The organism is Methylobacterium thuringiense (assembly GCF_022179645.1).
Lineage (GTDB): Bacteria > Pseudomonadota > Alphaproteobacteria > Rhizobiales > Beijerinckiaceae > Methylobacterium > Methylobacterium thuringiense.
In genome coordinates this window covers 276,764-293,523 of record NZ_BPRA01000008.1, presented here as the reverse complement: position 1 = coordinate 293,523, position 16,760 = coordinate 276,764, and the positions used below count along the sequence as shown (strand labels likewise).

At 69.1% G+C, this 16,760-nt stretch carries 8 protein-coding genes; 3 read left to right on the top strand and 5 right to left on the bottom strand.

Features of this window, described 5'->3' with window-relative positions:
- Window positions 1-81 precede the first annotated feature (81 nt).
- The 3 genes from MFF07_RS10230 to MFF07_RS10220 all read left to right on the top strand — a co-directional run bounded on the left by MFF07_RS10230 (window position 82) and on the right by MFF07_RS10220 (window position 10,544).
- On the top strand, window positions 82-1,386 hold the full coding sequence (locus tag MFF07_RS10230; protein WP_238231782.1) for a UDP-glucose dehydrogenase family protein: 1,305 nt from the start codon (window positions 82-84) through the stop codon (window positions 1,384-1,386).
- A gap of 375 nt (window positions 1,387-1,761) precedes the next feature.
- A complete protein-coding gene (locus MFF07_RS10225; RefSeq protein WP_238231781.1) occupies window positions 1,762-9,174 on the top strand; it encodes a type I polyketide synthase in 7,413 nt (2,470 codons plus the stop codon).
- The gene (locus tag MFF07_RS10220; protein ID WP_238231778.1) at window positions 9,171-10,544 is read left to right on the top strand and encodes an aminotransferase class I/II-fold pyridoxal phosphate-dependent enzyme; all 1,374 of its coding nucleotides are present in this window, start codon (window positions 9,171-9,173) and stop codon (window positions 10,542-10,544) included. Before MFF07_RS10225 ends, MFF07_RS10220 begins: the two co-directional genes overlap by 4 nt.
- A gap of 76 nt (window positions 10,545-10,620) precedes the next feature.
- Here MFF07_RS10220 and shc read toward each other — a convergent pair whose 3' ends face one another.
- Genes shc through hpnA form a run of 5 tightly spaced genes read right to left on the bottom strand, consistent with a single transcriptional unit; the run spans window position 10,621 to window position 16,755 of the window.
- Window positions 10,621-12,636, bottom strand: a complete 2,016-nt coding sequence (gene shc / locus MFF07_RS10215) for a squalene--hopene cyclase (protein WP_238231840.1) — start codon at window positions 12,634-12,636, stop codon at window positions 10,621-10,623.
- Window positions 12,637-12,675: 39 nt separating this feature from the next.
- Window positions 12,676-13,995, bottom strand: coding sequence for a hydroxysqualene dehydroxylase HpnE (gene hpnE / locus MFF07_RS10210; protein ID WP_238231777.1), 1,320 nt, complete (start codon window positions 13,993-13,995; stop codon window positions 12,676-12,678).
- Entirely contained in the window at window positions 13,995-14,837 is an 843-nt protein-coding gene (gene hpnD / locus MFF07_RS10205; protein WP_238231775.1) for a presqualene diphosphate synthase HpnD, read from the bottom strand. The genes hpnE and hpnD overlap by 1 nt, the downstream gene beginning before the upstream one ends.
- Entirely contained in the window at window positions 14,834-15,733 is a 900-nt protein-coding gene (hpnC, locus tag MFF07_RS10200; protein ID WP_238231772.1) for a squalene synthase HpnC, read from the bottom strand. Before hpnC ends, hpnD begins: the two co-directional genes overlap by 4 nt.
- A complete protein-coding gene (gene hpnA, locus MFF07_RS10195; protein WP_238231770.1) occupies window positions 15,730-16,755 on the bottom strand; it encodes a hopanoid-associated sugar epimerase in 1,026 nt (341 codons plus the stop codon). The genes hpnC and hpnA overlap by 4 nt, the downstream gene beginning before the upstream one ends.
- Window positions 16,756-16,760 lie beyond the last annotated feature (5 nt).

Genomic DNA, 16,760 nt, shown 5'->3' with positions numbered 1-16,760 from the left:
TGCCAGACGGACGATCTTCGCTAGAGGTTGCGCCGCAACACGGAGCCGGTTCCTCGGCTCCGGCGTCGGGGAGTCCGCCACTTGCGCATAGCGATGATCGGCTCGGGCTATGTCGGCCTGGTCTCCGGCGCGTGCTTCGCCGATTTCGGTCACGACGTGATCTGCGTCGACAAGGACCCGGCGAAGATCGAGGCGCTGCAGGCCGGCCGCATCCCGATCTTCGAGCCGGGTCTCGACGCCTTGGTCGGCGACAACGTGCGGCAGGGGCGGCTGTCCTTCGCCACGGAACTGGCACCGGCGGTGGCGGGAGCCGACGCGGTGTTCATCGCGGTGGGCACGCCCTCGCGGCGCGGCGACGGCTTCGCCGACCTGTCCTACGTCTACGCCGCGGCCCGCGAGATCGCCGGCGCGATTTCAGGCTACACCGTGGTCGTCACCAAATCGACTGTGCCGGTGGGTACCGGCGACGAGGTCGAGCGTATCGTCCGCGAGGCGGCGCCGGATGCGGATTTCGCCGTGGTCTCGAACCCGGAATTCCTGCGCGAGGGCGCGGCGATCGACGACTTCAAGCGGCCCGACCGTATCGTCATCGGCACCGAGGACGCCCGCGCGGTGGCGGTGATGAACGAGGTCTACCGCCCGCTCTACCTCAACGCCGCGCCGATCCTGGTCACCGGACGGCGGACCGCCGAGCTGACGAAATACGCGGCCAACGCCTTCCTGGCCACCAAGATCACCTTCATCAACGAGATCGCCGATCTCTGCGAGCAGGTCGGCGCCAACGTGCAGGAGGTCGCCCGCGGTATTGGTCTCGACAACCGCATCGGCAAGAAATTCCTCCATGCCGGCCCCGGCTACGGCGGCTCCTGCTTCCCGAAGGACACGCTGGCACTGGTGAAGACCGCGCAGGACCACGGCGCGCCGATGCGGATCGTCGAGACGGTGGTGGCGGTCAACGACCAGAGGAAGCGTGCCATGGCCCGCAAGGTGATCACGGCCTGCGGCGGCTCGGTGCGCGGCAAGACGATCGCGCTGCTCGGCCTCACCTTCAAGCCGAACACCGACGACATGCGCGACGCGCCCTCGCTCTCGATCGTGGCCGGGCTTCAGGATGCCGGCGCGCGGGTACGGGCCTACGATCCCGAGGGCATGGACCAGGCCCTGCCGCTCCTGAACGACGTCACCTATGCACAGGATGCCTATGATTGCGCCGAGGGCGCCGACGCCCTGGTGATCGTCACCGAATGGAACGCCTTCCGCGCGCTCGATTTCGCGCGGTTGCGCAAGGTGATGTCCGAGCCCGTGATGGTCGACCTGCGCAACGTCTACAGTCGCAGCGTCGGCGAACGGCATGGCTTTCGCTACACGAGCATCGGTACGGCGTGATCGATCCGAGCCGGCAAGCGATCGAACGACGTCTCAGGCCGCGCGGCACCCCTCCGGCGGCGCGGGACGGCCCAGGGTCCGATTTACATCGATCGCCTATGTTTGCATCATCTTCGAATTGCCGCAATTGTTTATGGCGTTCTGCGGCAATACTGACGGTCGTGAGATCGAATGCGGTGCGATTGGATCGTTTGCAAATCCTAATCTGATGAGTGACGGCCACACGGCGGGGTAATCGCTACCCGAGGCCTGCCTTCCGCCGCTGCCTGCAGTGACGACCACATCGATGCCATACTAAGGGTCGATGGAACGCCGACGAACAGGCTTCCATCCCTCCGCCTGGCGTACCCCTTCACGAGCGTGTGCGAATCGAACGTGACCAAGCGAACTGACATCGCGATCATCGGTCGTGCCTGCCGCCTGCCCGGCGCTTCGAGCGTCGACGGCCTCTGGCAGCTTCTCAGCGAGGGCCGCTGTGCCGTCTCCACGATCCCGGCGGACCGCTGGCCGCTCGAGCGCTTCGGCCATCCGCGGGCGCAGGAGCGGGGCAAGAGCTACACCTGGGCCGCGGGCGTCGTCGACGACGTCTGGTCGTTCGACCCCGGCGTGTTCGGCGTCTCGCCGCGCGAGGCCGAGCAGATGGACCCGCAGCAGCGGATCCTGCTCGAACTCACCTGGGAAGCTCTGGAGGATGCGGGCCTGCGCCCCTCCGGCGTGGCCGGCAGCCAGATCGGCGTGTTCGTCGGCGCGTCGTCGCTCGACTACGGCAACCTGCGCATCCTCGATACCTCGTCGGGCGATGCCTACGCGGCGACCGGGAACGTCCTGTCGATCCTCTCGAACCGCATCTCCTACATCTACGACCTGAAGGGTCCGAGCTTCACCCTCGACACCGCCTGCTCATCGTCGCTCGTCGCCCTCGATACCGCGATCGTCGCCTTGAACAGCGGGCAGGTCGATACCGCGATCGTGGCCGGCGTGAACGTGCTGGCTAGCCCGTTCAATTTCGTCTCGTTCTCGAATGCCGGGATGCTCTCGCGCACCGGGCTCTGCCAGGCCTTCTCGGCCAATGCCGACGGCTACGTGCGTGCCGAGGGCGGCGTCGTGCTGGTGTTGCAGACCGCCAAGGCGGCGGCGCGTGACGGCAGCCTCGTGCGCGGCGTCATCGCCGCGAGCGGCGTGAATTCGGACGGCCGCACCTCCGGCATCTCGCTGCCGTCGAGCACGGCCCAGGGCGCGCTGCTGGAACAGGTCTATCGCGATGCCGGGATCGCACTCGATTCCATCGCCTTCGTCGAAGCGCACGGGACCGGCACGCCGGTGGGCGACCCGATCGAGGCCAACGCGATCGGGTCGAAGCTCGGGAAGGGTCGCAAGAGCCCGCTTCCGATCGGCTCGATCAAGACCAATATCGGCCATACCGAGCCGGTCTCCGGCCTCGCCGGCCTCCTCAAGGCAAGTCTCGCCCTCGAACACGATCTGATGCCGCCTTCGCTGCACGCGGCCGAACTCAACCCGGAGATTCCGTTCGAGGCGCTGAACCTCTCGGTCAACCGGGCTCCGCTCAAACTGGTGCGCGGCAAGGCGGAGCGCTTCGCCGGCGTGAATTCCTTCGGGTTCGGCGGCACCAACGCCCACGTCGTCCTCACCGACCCCGCGCCCGCCGCTGCGCCGGCCGCCGGGGCTCATAAGCCGGAGGTGCTGCTGCTCTCGGCCCAGAGCCGGGCAGCGCTCAACGAACTCGCCCTCGACTATGCCGACCGGCTGGAAACCGCCGATCCGTCCGAGGCCGGCCGCATCGCCGCCGCCGCCGCCCATCGCCGCGAGCGCCTCCCGGCGCGTCTCGCCGTGCCGCTCAACGCCAAGGCCGACGCCGTCCAGGCGCTACGGGCCGTCGCCGAGGGCGAGGATACGGATGCCGCCCTCGTCGGCATGGCCGCCGAGCGTTCGGCCGAGACGGCCTTCGTCTATTCCGGCAACGGCAGCCAATGGGGCGGCATGGGCCGTGAGGCCTACGATGAGAACCGGGTCTTCGCAGAGACCTTCGACCGGGTCGACGCCCTGTTCACGCCGCTTGCCGGCTGGTCGCTGAAGGAGGCGATGTTCGCCGAGGATATCGAGGAGCGGCTCGGTCTCACGCGGATCTCGCAGCCTCTGATCTTCGCGATCCAGGCGGCGTCCACGGCAGCGCTCAAGGCGCAGGGCCTCGCGCCTTCCTACGTGCTTGGCCACAGCGTCGGCGAGATCGGCGCGGCCCACGCCGCCGGCATCCTCAGCCTGGATCAGGCGGTGAAGGTGATCTTCCACCGCAGCCACCACCAGGAGACGACCCGCGGCCTCGGCTCGATGGCCGTGCTGCTCGGCCCCGTCGAGGAGATGGAGGCGTTCCTCGCGGATTACCCGACCCTCGACATCGCCGCCTACAACAGCCCGAAGGCCATCACCGTCGCCGGGCCGGTCGAGACGATCGAGGCGGCGATGAAGGCACTTGCGCGCAAGCGCCGGCGCGGCCGCAAGCTCGACCTCGACTACCCCTTCCACGGCCGGCTCATGGACCCGACCGAGAAGCCGCTGCTGCGCGACCTCGCGGGCCTCGAAGCCTCGGCCGGCCATACGACGATGATCTCCACCGTCACCGGCGGCATCGAGCCAGGCTCGGCCTATGGTGCCGGCTACTGGTGGCGCAACATCCGCGAGCCGGTGCAGTTCTGCGACGCCCTCCAGGAGGCTGCGCGCCGGGGCGCGCGCGTCTTCGTCGAGGTCGGTCCGCGCGCGACCCTGCTCTCGCATGCCGGCGACGCCATCGAGCCGCTCGGCATCGAGATCGCCACCGTCGGCGTGATGCACCGCAAGCAAGCGGGCGGCGATCCGATCGCCAAGGCGCTTGCCGCAGCCCTCGTCGCGGGGGCAGCGGTCGACGAGACCAAGGTCTTTGGTGCCAATCCGGCCGGCGCCGTCTCGCTGCCGTCCTATCCCTGGCAGCGCCGCAGCTTCCGCCTGCCGGAGACGATCGAGGGCTTCGGCCCGATGACGTCGAGCCATTATCATCCGCTCGTCGGCGTCCGCCTCGCGGCGGACGGCCTCGAATGGCGTGCCGCCCTCGATGCCAAGATGGTGCCCGAACTCGACGACCACCGCATCGAGGATCAGGTCATCCTGCCCGGCGCGGCCTTCGTCGAGATGGCGCTGCAGATCGCTCGTGAAACGCATCGCTCCGAGAGCGTGGTGCTCGCCGACCTGGAAATCCAGGCGCCGATGGTGTTCGCCGACGACGCGCTGCGTGAAGTCTCGGTGCGGATCGCCGGCAGCGGTAACATCGTCCAGATCCTGAGCCGCCCGCGCCTGACGCAGGCGCCGTGGCAGCTCCACGTCTCGGCCAAGATCGTCGACGGGACCTATGCGCCCGCGGGACGGCTCGACATCGAGATGCCGGCCGGCCATGCGGTGGCGGGGGAGGATCTCTATCGCCGTGCGGCTGCCTCCGGCCTCGGCTTCGGCCCGAGCTTCCGGCAAGTCGCGCTGGCGGCCCGCATCGACGACACCACGATCGTTTCCGAGCTGAAACCGGCCGAGGCGGATGCGCGCTACGGCCTCTCGCCCGCGCGCCTCGATTCCTGCTTCCATGGTCTGATCCTGCTCTTCGCCGAATTGCTCGGCGCGGATTCGACCAAGGCCTACGTGCCGGTCCGCTTCGGCGAGATCCGGCTGAACCGTCCGGGCGCGGTGATCCACCGCGCGATGATTCGCGTGCGCCGTTGCAACGAGCGCAGCATCCTGGCCGATTTTACCCTTACGGACGCCGACGGAGAGATCATCGCGACGATCCGCGAGGGCCGCTTCCAGGCGCTACGCGTCAAGGGCGGCAGCGAGCTGTCGGCCTACGCCATCGCGCAGACCACCGAACTCGCCACCGAGCCCACCGCGATCCCGCTGGAGCGCCAGCCGAACATCGCCGAGACCGTCAGGCCGGGCGCTGCCAAGGCCATTCTGTCGGACGAGGAGCCGCTTGGACCGGGTCACCTCCTCCTCGAAGGCTGGGCAACGGCGGTGGCCTACCGCCTCGCGAACGGGCTCTCGCGTGGCGGCCGGGTCGAGCTGACGAAGCTGCCCGAAGGCCTGCGCCCTTGGGCGCTCAATGCCCTTTACGCCCTGGAGAGCAGCGGGCTCGCCACGCATGACGGCCGGGTCTGGAAGGTGCGGGGCGACGTGACCCTGCCGCGTCCCGAAGAAATCATGCGTTGGATCGCGGCGGACCATCCCGAACTCTCCGCCGAGTTGGTTCTGATCGCCGACGTGACGGCCCTCGTCGCGCGTCTCCTCGACGGCACGCTGGCGAGCGCACCGAGCCTGCCGCAGGCGGCGCTCGACGCCTTCGTCATGCGCAGCGCCACGGCGCGTGCTTCGGCCGACGTCGTCGCCCGGATCGTTGCCGCGACCCGCAAGTCCCTGCCCCAGGACCGGGCCCTGCGGATCCTCCAGGTCGGCTTCGGCCCGCTGTCGAGCAAGGCCGCCGCCTTCGCCGGCTCGGTTCAGGCCCAGATCACCGTCTTCGATGCGGACCGACGGCTGGCCGAGCGTGCCCGGCTCGCCCTACCGCGCCGGGTCACGGTGGTCGAACTGGTGGAGGATCTCGCTCCGGCCTCCTTCGACATGATCCTGGCGAGCGACGCGTTGCATCGCGCCGACCGCGCCCTGCTCGATGCATTGGCGAGCGCCCTCGCCACCGGCGGCGTCCTCGTCGCCGTCGAGCCCACCAACGCCCTGTTTCGCGACATGGTCTTCGGGCTCGATGCCGGCTGGTTCGCGGGGACCGCCGAAATGCCGCATAGCCGGCTGGAGGACGTCGCCGGCTGGCAGCGTGTGCTCAGCGCCGCCGGGCTCGTGCGTGTCACGGCCGACCGTGCGGCGTCGGCCAACGGCAACGACCTGCTGCTGGTCGCCGAGGCGCCGGTGCGCCAGCGGGCGGCCCACGGCCAGAGCTTCGCTTTCGTCATCGGCTCCGAGGACGCGTTCGCCGCCGAGACGGCCTCCTCGCTGGCGACCCTGCTGGTGGCTGCCGGAGTCCATGTCTCGATCATCCTCGATTCCGAGCAGTCGCTGCTGGAACTGGAGCGCGAGAGCCCGGACACCGTGGTGTTCCTGGCCGGCGCCTTCACCCATGGCGGCGAGGCGGCCGAGCGCCTGCGTGACCGCTGCCTCAGCCTGAAGCGCTGCGCCGAGCATCTCGGCAGCCGCCAGACCCGCCTTTGGGTGGTCGCCCCCGGCGCGACCCGCGACCGCGGCGGCCATATCGGCGCGATCGAGGCCGGTCTCTGGGCCTTCAGCCGGTCACTCGCCAACGAGACCGCGACGCTCGACGTGCGTCGCGTCGACCTCTCGCCCGCCATGTCGTCGAAGCGCTCGGCCGAGCGCCTGCGCGACCTGATCCTCTCCGGCACGCCTGAGACCGAGATCGTCCTCGACGACGAGCGCACCAGCGTCGTGCGCTTCCATCCGGGCCTCGCGGCCCGCCGCATCGGCACCGATGCCGAGGCGGCCCCGGCCGCGCGGCTGGAGCGCAGCAATGCCGGTGGCCTCAACGAGATGGCCTGGGGACCGGCCGAGCGGGCCAAGGCCGGACCCGGCGAGATCGAGATCGCGGTCGAGGCCACCGGCCTCAACTTCCGCGATGTGCTCTGGGCGCTCTCGATGCTCCCGGAGGAAATCCTGGAAGACGGCTTCGCCGGCCCGCGCCTCGGCCTCGAAGTCGCCGGCCGCGTAGTTTCGCGGGGACCGGGCGTCACCGACTTCAACGTGGGCGATCCCGTCGTCGCCTTCGCCCAATCGGGCTTCGCCACCCATGTCGTGGTGCCGGAGGCGGTCGCCGCGCCGATGCCCTCGGGCATGGATCCGTCCGCCGCCGCGACCGTACCGGTCGCCTTCCTCACGGCCTATTACAGCCTCGTCAGCTGCGCGCGGTTGCGCAAGGGCGAGTGGGTGCTGATCCATGGCGGCGCCGGCGGCGTCGGCCTCGCGGCACTCCAGGTCGCCCGCTGGAAGGGCGCCCGCGTCATCGCCACCGCGGGTTCTCGCGAAAAACGGGCGCTGGTCGAGGCGCTGGGTGCCGAGCACGTGCTCGATTCCCGCTCCCTCGCCTTCGTCGACGACGTCCGCCGCATCACAGGCGACGGCGTCGACGTGGTGCTCAACTCGCTTTTCGGCGAGATGATGGAGCGCTCCCTGAACGTGCTGAAGCCGTTCGGCCGCTTCGTCGAGCTGGGCAAGCGCGACTATGTCGCCAACACCCATATCGGCCTGCGGCCGTTCCGGCGGAACCTGTCGTATTTCGGCGTCGATCTCGATCAGGTGCTGCAGCATCAGGGCGAGGACGGCGCGCGGATGTTCCGCGAGGTGATCGCGCTGTTCGCCGACGGCGGCCTGAAGCCCCTGCCCTACCAGCCCTTCACCGCGGACGAGGTGTCGGACGCCTTCCGGCTGATGCAGCAATCCGGGCATGTCGGAAAGATCGTCATCACACCGCCGAAGGCCGGCAGCGTGCCGCGCGAGCGCAAGGCGCCCTTCGCGGTGTCGAGCCACGGCGTGCACCTGATCACCGGCGGTCTCGGCGGCTTCGGCATCGAGGCGGCCCGCTGGCTGGCCGACCGCGGCGCAAAGCGGCTGCTGCTGGTCGGACGCTCTGCCAAGCCGAGCGAAGAAGGCCTGACGGCGATCGCCGAACTCGAAGCCAAGGGCGTCGCCGTCGAGGTGAAGTCCTGCGACATCACCAGCCGCAAGGCGGTCGATGCGCTGATCGCTGACGTCGAGAAGACGGGCAAGAAACTCGCTGGCGTCATCCACGGCGCCATGGTGCTGCAGGACGGCCTGATCGCGAATCTCGAGCCCGAGGCTCTGGAGGCGGTGATCCGGCCGAAGGTCATCGGCGCGCAGGCGCTCGATGCCGCCACCCGCAACCGCCAGCTCGATTATTTCGTGCTGTTCTCCTCGGCCACCACCTTCATCGGCAATCCCGGACAGGGTGCCTACGTCGCCGCCAACGGGTTCATGGAGGGCCTCGCCCGCCAGCGCCGTCGCCTCGGGCTGCCCGGTCTGGCGGTTGCCTGGGGCGCGATCGGCGATGTCGGCGTGCTCGCCCGCAACCGTGCGGTGATGGAGACGCTGGCCGGTCGTGTCGGCGTGACGCCGATGGACGCGCGCCACAGCCTCGACCTGATGGCCGAGGCGCTGGCCGCTCAGGGGCCCGCCTCGGACGAGGGGGTCGTTGCCATCGCCTCGATGCATTGGGGCAAGGCGCGCGAGCGCCTCGCGACCATGCGTTCGCCGAGCTACGGCGATCTCGGCTCCGACCAGCAGGCCGAGCCCGGTACGGTCGCCGCCATCAACATCGCGGCGCTTCTCAAGGGCGCCGACATCGACGCGGTGCGAAAGGTCGTCGCCGACGCCATCGTCGAGGACATTGCCCGCATCCTGCGGCTGCCCAAGGACGACATCAGCCGGACCCGGCAGCTCTCGGAGATCGGTCTCGATTCGCTCATGGGCGTCGAGCTCGGCGCCAGCCTGCAGGAGCGCTTCGCCCTCGATGCGCCGCCGGCCGGCATCTCGTCGGGCCTAACGGTGAACGAACTCGCCGACACCCTGATCCAGGCGGTCGCGACACCGGTCGACGAGAGTGCGGGTGCGTCCCTGGTTCTCGCCCAGAAGCATCTCGGCGACATCGACGCGAAGATGCTGGTGCCGTTCCAGGACCTCGTCGAGCAGAACACCCTGGACATCAAAGAGATCCTGCAATGACCCAGTCTGCGAAGCCGGACGACGGCCGCGCCGCGCTTGCGGGTTTCGTCACCAACCGCCTCGGACGCAGCGCCAGCCGTCCCGCCCCCGCGCCGGCGGGAAACGCGGGCGCCGACAAGGAAACCGCCCAGGATTTCGAGAAGCTGGCCGGCTACCGTGAACTGAAGCTGCAGCGCTCCGCGGCCGACCTGATCGGTCTCGCCAACCCGTTCTTCCGCGTCCACGACGCCAAGGCCGGCGCGACGACGCGGATGGAAGGCCGGACCTTCACCAACTTCTCGTCCTACGATTATCTCGGCCTGAACGGGCATCCCGCCGTCAGCGGCGCTGCCCGAAAGGCAATCGACGCGTTCGGGACCTCCGCTTCGGCGAGCCGGATCGTGGCGGGCGAGCGGCCGGGCCATCTCAAACTCGAAAAGGCGCTCGCAGCGCATTACGGCACTGAGGCCTGCGTAGTGATGGTGAGCGGGCACGCCACCAACGTCACGGCGATCGGCGCGATCCTGGAGCCGGCCGACGTGATCTTCCACGACGCGCTGATCCACAACAGCGTGGTCACCGGAGCGCAGCTCTCCGGGGCGCAGCGCCGTTCTTTCGCCCACAACGACGCCGCCTCGCTGGAGAAGCTGCTGGAGGCGACCCGGCACGAGCATCGGCGCGCGCTGATCGTGGTCGAGGGGCTCTACAGCATGGACGGCGATGCACCTGACCTCGCCGCCTTCGTCGAGCTGAAGCGCCGCTACGATTGCTGGCTGATGGTCGACGACGCCCACGGGCTCGGCGTGCTCGGCCGCAGCGGTGCGGGCCTGCACGAGCATTGCGGCGTCGACGTCTCCGACGTCGATATCTGGATGGGTACGCTCTCGAAGACGCTCTCGGCCTGCGGCGGCTACATCGCCGGCCCATCGGTGCTGATCGAGTATCTCAAATGCACCGCGGGCGGTTTCGTCTACAGCGTCGGCCTCTCTCCGCCCCTGGCCGCGGCTGCCGATGCGGCCCTGACGGTGATGCTCGCCGAGCCCGAGCGCGTCGAACGCCTCCGCCGCAACGGCAACCTTTTTCTCGCGATCGCGAAGAAGAACGGCCTCAACGTCGGGACCAGCCTCGGTCTCGCGGTGATCCCGGTGATCGTCGGCGATTCGCTCAAGGCGGTCACGCTGTCGAACCGGCTCTATGCCCGCGGCATCAACGTCCAGCCGATCATCCACCCGGCCGTGCCGGAGCGCGCCTCGCGTCTACGCTTCTTCATCACCTCGGAACACACCACCGACCAGATCAAGGAGACCGTCGCCGCGATCACCGAAGAGTTGGCGGCGTTGGAAACCGGCAGCACGCTGATCGAACAGCTGATGGCGCGCCGCGGAAGCTGACCGGCCCTGCCGGCATTTCAAACGAAAACGGCCCCGATCGCGAGATCGGGGCCGTTTTCGTTCGGAAGCGTTCGGATCACATCCCGTAGGCGACCTGCCGGCTGTTGCCGAGCTTGAGGTTGCGGAAGCGCGCCATCGCCCAGAGCGGGAAGAACTTCGGGTAGCCGTGGTAGCGCAGGTAGAACACCCGCGGGAACCCGGTCGCCGTGTAGCGCTCCTCGGACCAGAAGCCGTCCAACCCCTGCGTGCGCGTCAGGAAGTTGACGCCGCGGGCGACCGCCGGATCGTCGACCTCGCCGGCCGCCATCAGCGCGAGCAGCGCCCAGGCCGTCTGCGAGGCGGTGGAATAGCCCGCCTCGAATTCCGGGTCGACCTTGTAGGACGAGGCGTCCTCGCCCCAGCCGCCATCCGGGTTCTGGATGCGGATCAGCCACTCCACCGACCTGCGGATCTGCGGATGGCTGCCTTCGACGCCGGCGGCGTTGAGCGCGCACAGCACCGACCAGGTGCCGTAGATGAAGTTCATGCCCCAGCGGCCGTACCAGCTGCCGTCCGTCTCCTGGTCGTTGAGCAGGTAGGTCACGCCGCGGTCGAGCGCCCGGCTCGACTCGAGGGTTTCGCCGAGCTGCGACAGCATCGAGACGACGCGGGCTGTCACGTCCGCGGTCGGCGGGTCGAGCAGCGCGCCGTGATCCGAGAACGGGATGTGGTTGAGGTAATGGTGGTTGTTGTCGGCGTCGAAGGCCGCCCAGCCGCCGTCGGCGCTCTGCAGGCCCTCGACCCATTCGCGCGCGCGGGCGATCGGGGTCGAATAGTCCGGCATGTCGGAGACGAGGCCGTGCTGGCGCATGGCCCGGTCCATCGCCATCACCACGACGGCGGTGTCGTCGAGATCGGGATAGTGCGGGTTGGCGTACTGGAAGGCCCAGCCGCCGGGGCGCACGTCGGGCTTGGTCGCGGCCCAGTCGCCCTTGATGTCGAGCACCTGAAGCGGGGTCAGCCAGTCGAGGCCGTCGCGCGCCGCACCCTCGGCCTGGCCGCCGCCCGCCTCGAGCAGGGCATGCGCCGAGAGCGCCGTGTCCCAGACCGGCGACAGGCAGGGCTGCACGTAGGCTTCGTGCTCCTTCTCGGCGACGAGCTTCTCGATCGCCTCGCAGGCGATCCGCACCTGCGGGTGGTCGGTGGCATAGCCGAGCACGTCGTACATCAGCACGGAGTTGACCATGGCCGGGAAGATCGCGCCGAGGCCGTCTTCGCCGTTCAGCCGCTCGCTGACCCAGGCCACGGCCTTGTCGATGGCGCGCCTGCGCGGGGTCTTCGGGAAATAGCGTTCCGTCTTCTGCAGTACCCGGTCGATGCCGCCGAAGATCGGGGTCCACGGCCAGGTGGCGTGTGGGCTGCCGGGCCAGGAGCGCACCGAGTCGGGCGGGGTCGTGAACAGCTCTTGGATGCGAATGCCGCGCGGATTCTTCGCCAGCGGCTTCTTCGCCTGCAGCACGAAGAGCGGCACCATGGTGCAGCGCGCCCAGTACGAGACCTTGTCGAGGTGGAACGGGAACCACGTCGGCAGGTGCATCACCTCGACTGGCATGGCCGGCACGGCGCGCCACGGCACCTCGCCGTAGAGCGCGAGCATGAAGCGGGTGAAGACGTTGGCGTTGCGCGCGCCGCCGCGGCTGAGGATCGCCGCGCGCGCCTTGCGCATGTGCGGGGCCTCGATGTCGTCGCCGATCATCTTGAGCGCGAAATACGCCTTGACCGTGCAACTCATGTCGAAGGCACCATCATGGACGAGCGACCAGCCGTGGTGCTTGCCGCTCTGCGTCCGGCGCAGGTAGTTGCCGATCTTCTGTTCCAAACCGGGACGCGGGTTGGTCGCCCGGAACTGGTGGAACAGAATGTATTCGGATGGGATGGTCGCGTCCGCTTCGAGCTCGAAGCAGATATGGCCGTCGGGCTGGACCAGATCGGACAGGGCGCGCGTGGCGGCATGGATGCCGCGCTCGACCGAATCGAGGGAGATGTCGCGCGTCTTCGCGCGCTGCAGCGACTCGACCTTGGAGTCGGGCTTGTGTGCAGCAGCCTCTCGCATCGTGTCCGCCTCGAAGATCCTCGTTCCTGCCGTCATGCGTCAAGCCGCTCCGCGTGCCTGTGTCCGCACGCACGCATCGGATCGGGCAGACTTGCCCGAACCGATGATCGCATGCGCGGCGTTCGTTCCCGACCGGATGGCGCCCTCGATGGTCGAGGGCAGTCCGGTCGCCGTCCAGTCGCCGGCGAGGACGAGATTGTCGTAAGCCGTCGATGCTCCCGGGCGACGTGCGGCTTCCGCGGGCGTCGCTGCGAACGTCGCCCGCTTCTCCTTCACGATCTGCCAGCTAGGCAATTCCCGTGCAAGTCCGTGGAGATCCGCGATCTCCCGCCAGATCTGCCGGGCGAGTTCGTCGCGCGGCACGTCGAGCAGGCGGTCGGCGCCGCTGATCGTCACCGAGAAGCGGTCGGGATAGGCGAACAGCCATTCGGTCAGGCCGCCGACGACGCCGAGCACCAGCGGGCTGCCGGGGGGTGGTACGCCCACGAAATGCGCGTTGACGATGGAGCGGAATTCCCGCGGCGCCGGCAGGCCGGGCATCAGGTCCGAGGCAACCCAGGGCGGCACGGCGAGGACGACGCCGTCGTCCGGCCCGATTACGGTCGGCTCGTCGGTGAAGTCGAGGCGGGTGATGGTCTCACCCTGAGACTCGATCCCGCGCAGGCGCCGGCCGAACCGAATCTCCGCGCCGCGCCGCGTGAGATACGCGATCGCCGGGTCGACGAAGGCCGTCGACAATCCCTCCACCGCCACCAGCGGCCGGCAGGCATTGCCCCCGGCGCCGAGCGTCTCGCGCAGGATGGTCGCGGCGAGGCCGACATCGCTCTCGCGCGGGTCGGTATTCAGCGCGGCGAGAAGCACCGGCTGCCAGAGACGCTCGTAGAGCGGGCCCTCGCAGGGAATCGTCTCGCCGATGGTGCCGGCCTTGCCCGGTTTTTTGCCGGAGGCGGCCAGCATCAGGGTCAGCGGCGCGAGATAATCGCGTGCCCGGCTTCCCGGCACGCGGCGCGAGGAATCGAGCACCCACCAGGGCAGCCGCCCGGCATTGGGCCGCAGCGTCCAGCGCTCGCCCGTGCGCAGATCCGCAAAATCGAAGGCGGCCTCGTCCGGCCCCTGCAACGCGTCGGCCGGCGCGCCGATCGTCTTGAGGAAGTCGAGCGCCGAGCGGTTGCCCGACAGCAGCAGGTGGTTGCCGTTGTCGATGGTCAGGCCGAGGGTGGGGTCGAAATACGAGCGGCAGCGCCCGCCGGCCTGCTTCGCCGCCTCGTGCAGCACGACGCGGTGGCCGGCCTCCGCGAGGGAGACCGCGGCCGACAGCCCGGCGAGCCCGGCGCCGACGACGTGGACGGCTGCCCCCATCACACGATCCCGTGCCGCAGCGCGACGCCGATGAGCGACAGCTTGCCGGGCTTCACCCGCGCCCGTGGAGCCTGCCAGCCACGCTTCACGACCGCGTCGAGATATAGCGAATAGGCGCCGGCCATCAGGCGCGCCGCCTTGGTCGCGCTGCGCGAATTCCGGCCGATGATCTCCCAGGTCGCGCGGTAATGCGCTTGCGCCTCCGCCGCGACGCCGGCGCAGACTTCGGCGAGGCGCGGATGCGTCAGGGCGCTCTGCGGCGTCGGATGTTTCAACCCGACCGCCTGGAATTTCTCCAGCGGCAGGTAGAGGCGACCGCGCTCGGCGTCCTCGTCGATGTCGCGAAGGATGTTGGTGAGCTGGAGCGCCCTGCCCTGGTGCCAGGCGAGCTTGATCCCGTCCTCCTCCGGCATGCCGAAGATGCGCACCGAGAGCCGGCCGACGGCGCTGGCGACGCGGTCGCAATACAGGTCGAGTTTCTGCTCGCTCGGCGCGACGATGTCCTCGACGGCGTCCATCGCCATGCCGTCGATGACGTCCTGGAAGTCCTGACGCTTCAGGCCGAACTGCTTCACCGGGCCTGCTAGCGGCTCTACACGCGGCGCCGGGTTTCCTGCGTAGAGGGCGTCGATGTCGGCGCGCCAGCGGTCGAGCTCGGCCGCACGAACCTCGCGCGCGCCGCCGTCGTCGGCGACGTCGTCGACCGAGCGGCAGAAGGCGTAGACCGCGTACATCGCCTCGCGGCGCTCGGGCGGCAGCAGCCGCATCGCCGTGTAGAACGACGAGCCGGCGGCCGGCAGCGCAGTGGCTTCCGCTGCGGCGGGAATGGCGGTGGCGCTCATCGGCCGGCCTCGGCCGTGGCTTGGCGGATCGCACGTCCGCGGAATGGCCGGCGCACCAGCGTTTTCGCGATGCCGCCGAGCGCCGTCACGGCGAAGCCGGCCTTGCCGTGGTGGACCTTTTCGGAAAGCGGATCACGCGTGAGCAGGCCCTTGGTCAGCACGACGGCGAGGCGGTGGATCGCGGCGATCTCCAGGCTGAGGCGTAAATCGTCGATCAGGTCGGGCAGGACGGCACCCTCTTCGAGCAGCACCAGGGTGCAGCGGGCCAGTTCGCGGATCACGCCGAGCAGTTCCGGCGAAGCCTTGTCCGCGCCGAGCATCGCGACGTCGGCGCCGTATTTCGCGAGCGTGTCCGCCGGGATGTAGACGCGGTCGAGGTTGCGAAAGTCCTTCCCGCAATCCTGGAGGTGGTTGAGAATCTGGAGCGCCGCGCAGATCGCGTCCGAGGCGGCCCAGACCCGGGCCGGGTCCTCGCCGTGCAGGTCGAGCACGTAGCGGCCCACCGGCATCGCCGAGTAGCGGCAATAGTGGATCAACTCGTCCCAATCCGCGTAGCGGTTCTTGCGCGCATCCATGCGGAAAGCGTCGAGGAGTTCGAGCGCGTGGGTCGGCGGCTCGGAATGTTCGGCGAGTTCGCGCCGCAGCGGCGCGGCCTCCGGGTCGGGCGGCCCCTTGCCGGTGAGCGCTTCGGCGAGGCCGTCGAGCATCGCGATCTTGCGCTCTGGCGTCAGGTCGGTGTGGTCGGCGATGTCGTCTCCGGCCCGCACGAAGTCGTAGAAAGCCAGGATCGCCCCGCGGTAGCGCGGATGGATCAGATGCGAGGCGACGGGAAAGTTCTCGTCCTTATGGCCCTTGCCCGAACGCGTCTCGGTGGCGGTCTGTATGCCGGCGCTCATCTCAGGGCTCCCGACTGCTTGAACCAAGCCAGAGCGTCGCTGAGACCCTCGCGGTAGGGCCGCGAGGTGTAGCCGAGCTCGGCCCGCGCCTTGGCGTCGGAGAAGAACATCCGGTATTTCGACATGCGCACGCCGTCGATGGTGGCGAGCGGCGCCTTGCCCGTCACCCGCGCGATCTGCTCGGAGATGAAGGCGATCGGGTAGATGACCGCGTAAGGCAGCCGCGTGGTCGGCGCCTTGCGTCCGACCATCTTGGCGATGTCGGCGAGCATCGTCGCCAGCATCACGTCCTGGCCGCCGAGGATGTAGCGCTCGCCGATGCGGCCCTTCCGAAGCGCCAGCAGGTGGCCGGCGGCGATGTCGTCGACATGGGCGAGGTTGAGGCCGGTATCGACGAAAGCCGGGATCTTGCCTTGAGCCGCTTCGAGGATGATGCGGCCGGTCGGTGTCGGTTTCACGTCGCGCGGGCCGATCGGTGTCGAGGGGTTGACGATCACGGCCGGCAGCCCATCGCGAAGCACCATCTCCTCGACCACGCGTTCGGCCACGACCTTGCTGCGCTTGTAGGCGCCGATGGCGGTCTCGGGTGTCAGCGGCCGGGTCTCGTCGGCGGGCGTGCCGTCGTCATGCGGTTTGATGGTGGCGACGCTCGACGTGTAGACGATCCGCTCGACGCCGGCCTTCAGCGCCTCCTCCATCAGGATGCGCGTGCCGTCGCGGTTGGTCCGGACGATCTCTTCCATGTCCGGCGCCCAGAGCCGGTAATCGGCGGCGGCGTGGATCAGGTAGCGCTGGCCACGCATCGCGGAGGTCACTGCGGCGCGGTCGCGCATGTCCGCCTCGACGATCTCGACGTCGGTCCAGGTTAGGTTGGTGCGCGGCGAGGAGGCGCGCACGATGATGCGCACGCGAAAGCCGGCCGCACGAAACACGTCGACGAGGGCGGCGCCGAGAAAGCCGCTCGCACCGGTGATGAGCACGGGCCCCGGTTCGAATGGGCCGCTTGATGTCGGCTCTGTCATGTCTC

Excerpts from the sequence above, each read along its gene's own strand:
- MFF07_RS10220 (WP_238231778.1), top strand. The coding sequence starts at position 9,171 with ATGACCCAGTCTGCGAAGCCGGACGACGGCCGCGCCGCGCTTGCGGGT.
- shc (WP_238231840.1), bottom strand. The coding sequence starts at position 12,636 with ATGCGAGAGGCTGCTGCACACAAGCCCGACTCCAAGGTCGAGTCGCTG.
- hpnE (WP_238231777.1), bottom strand. The coding sequence starts at position 13,995 with ATGGGGGCAGCCGTCCACGTCGTCGGCGCCGGGCTCGCCGGGCTGTCG.
- hpnD (WP_238231775.1), bottom strand. The coding sequence starts at position 14,837 with ATGAGCGCCACCGCCATTCCCGCCGCAGCGGAAGCCACTGCGCTGCCG.
- hpnC (WP_238231772.1), bottom strand. The coding sequence starts at position 15,733 with ATGAGCGCCGGCATACAGACCGCCACCGAGACGCGTTCGGGCAAGGGC.
- hpnA (WP_238231770.1), bottom strand. The coding sequence starts at position 16,755 with ATGACAGAGCCGACATCAAGCGGCCCATTCGAACCGGGGCCCGTGCTC.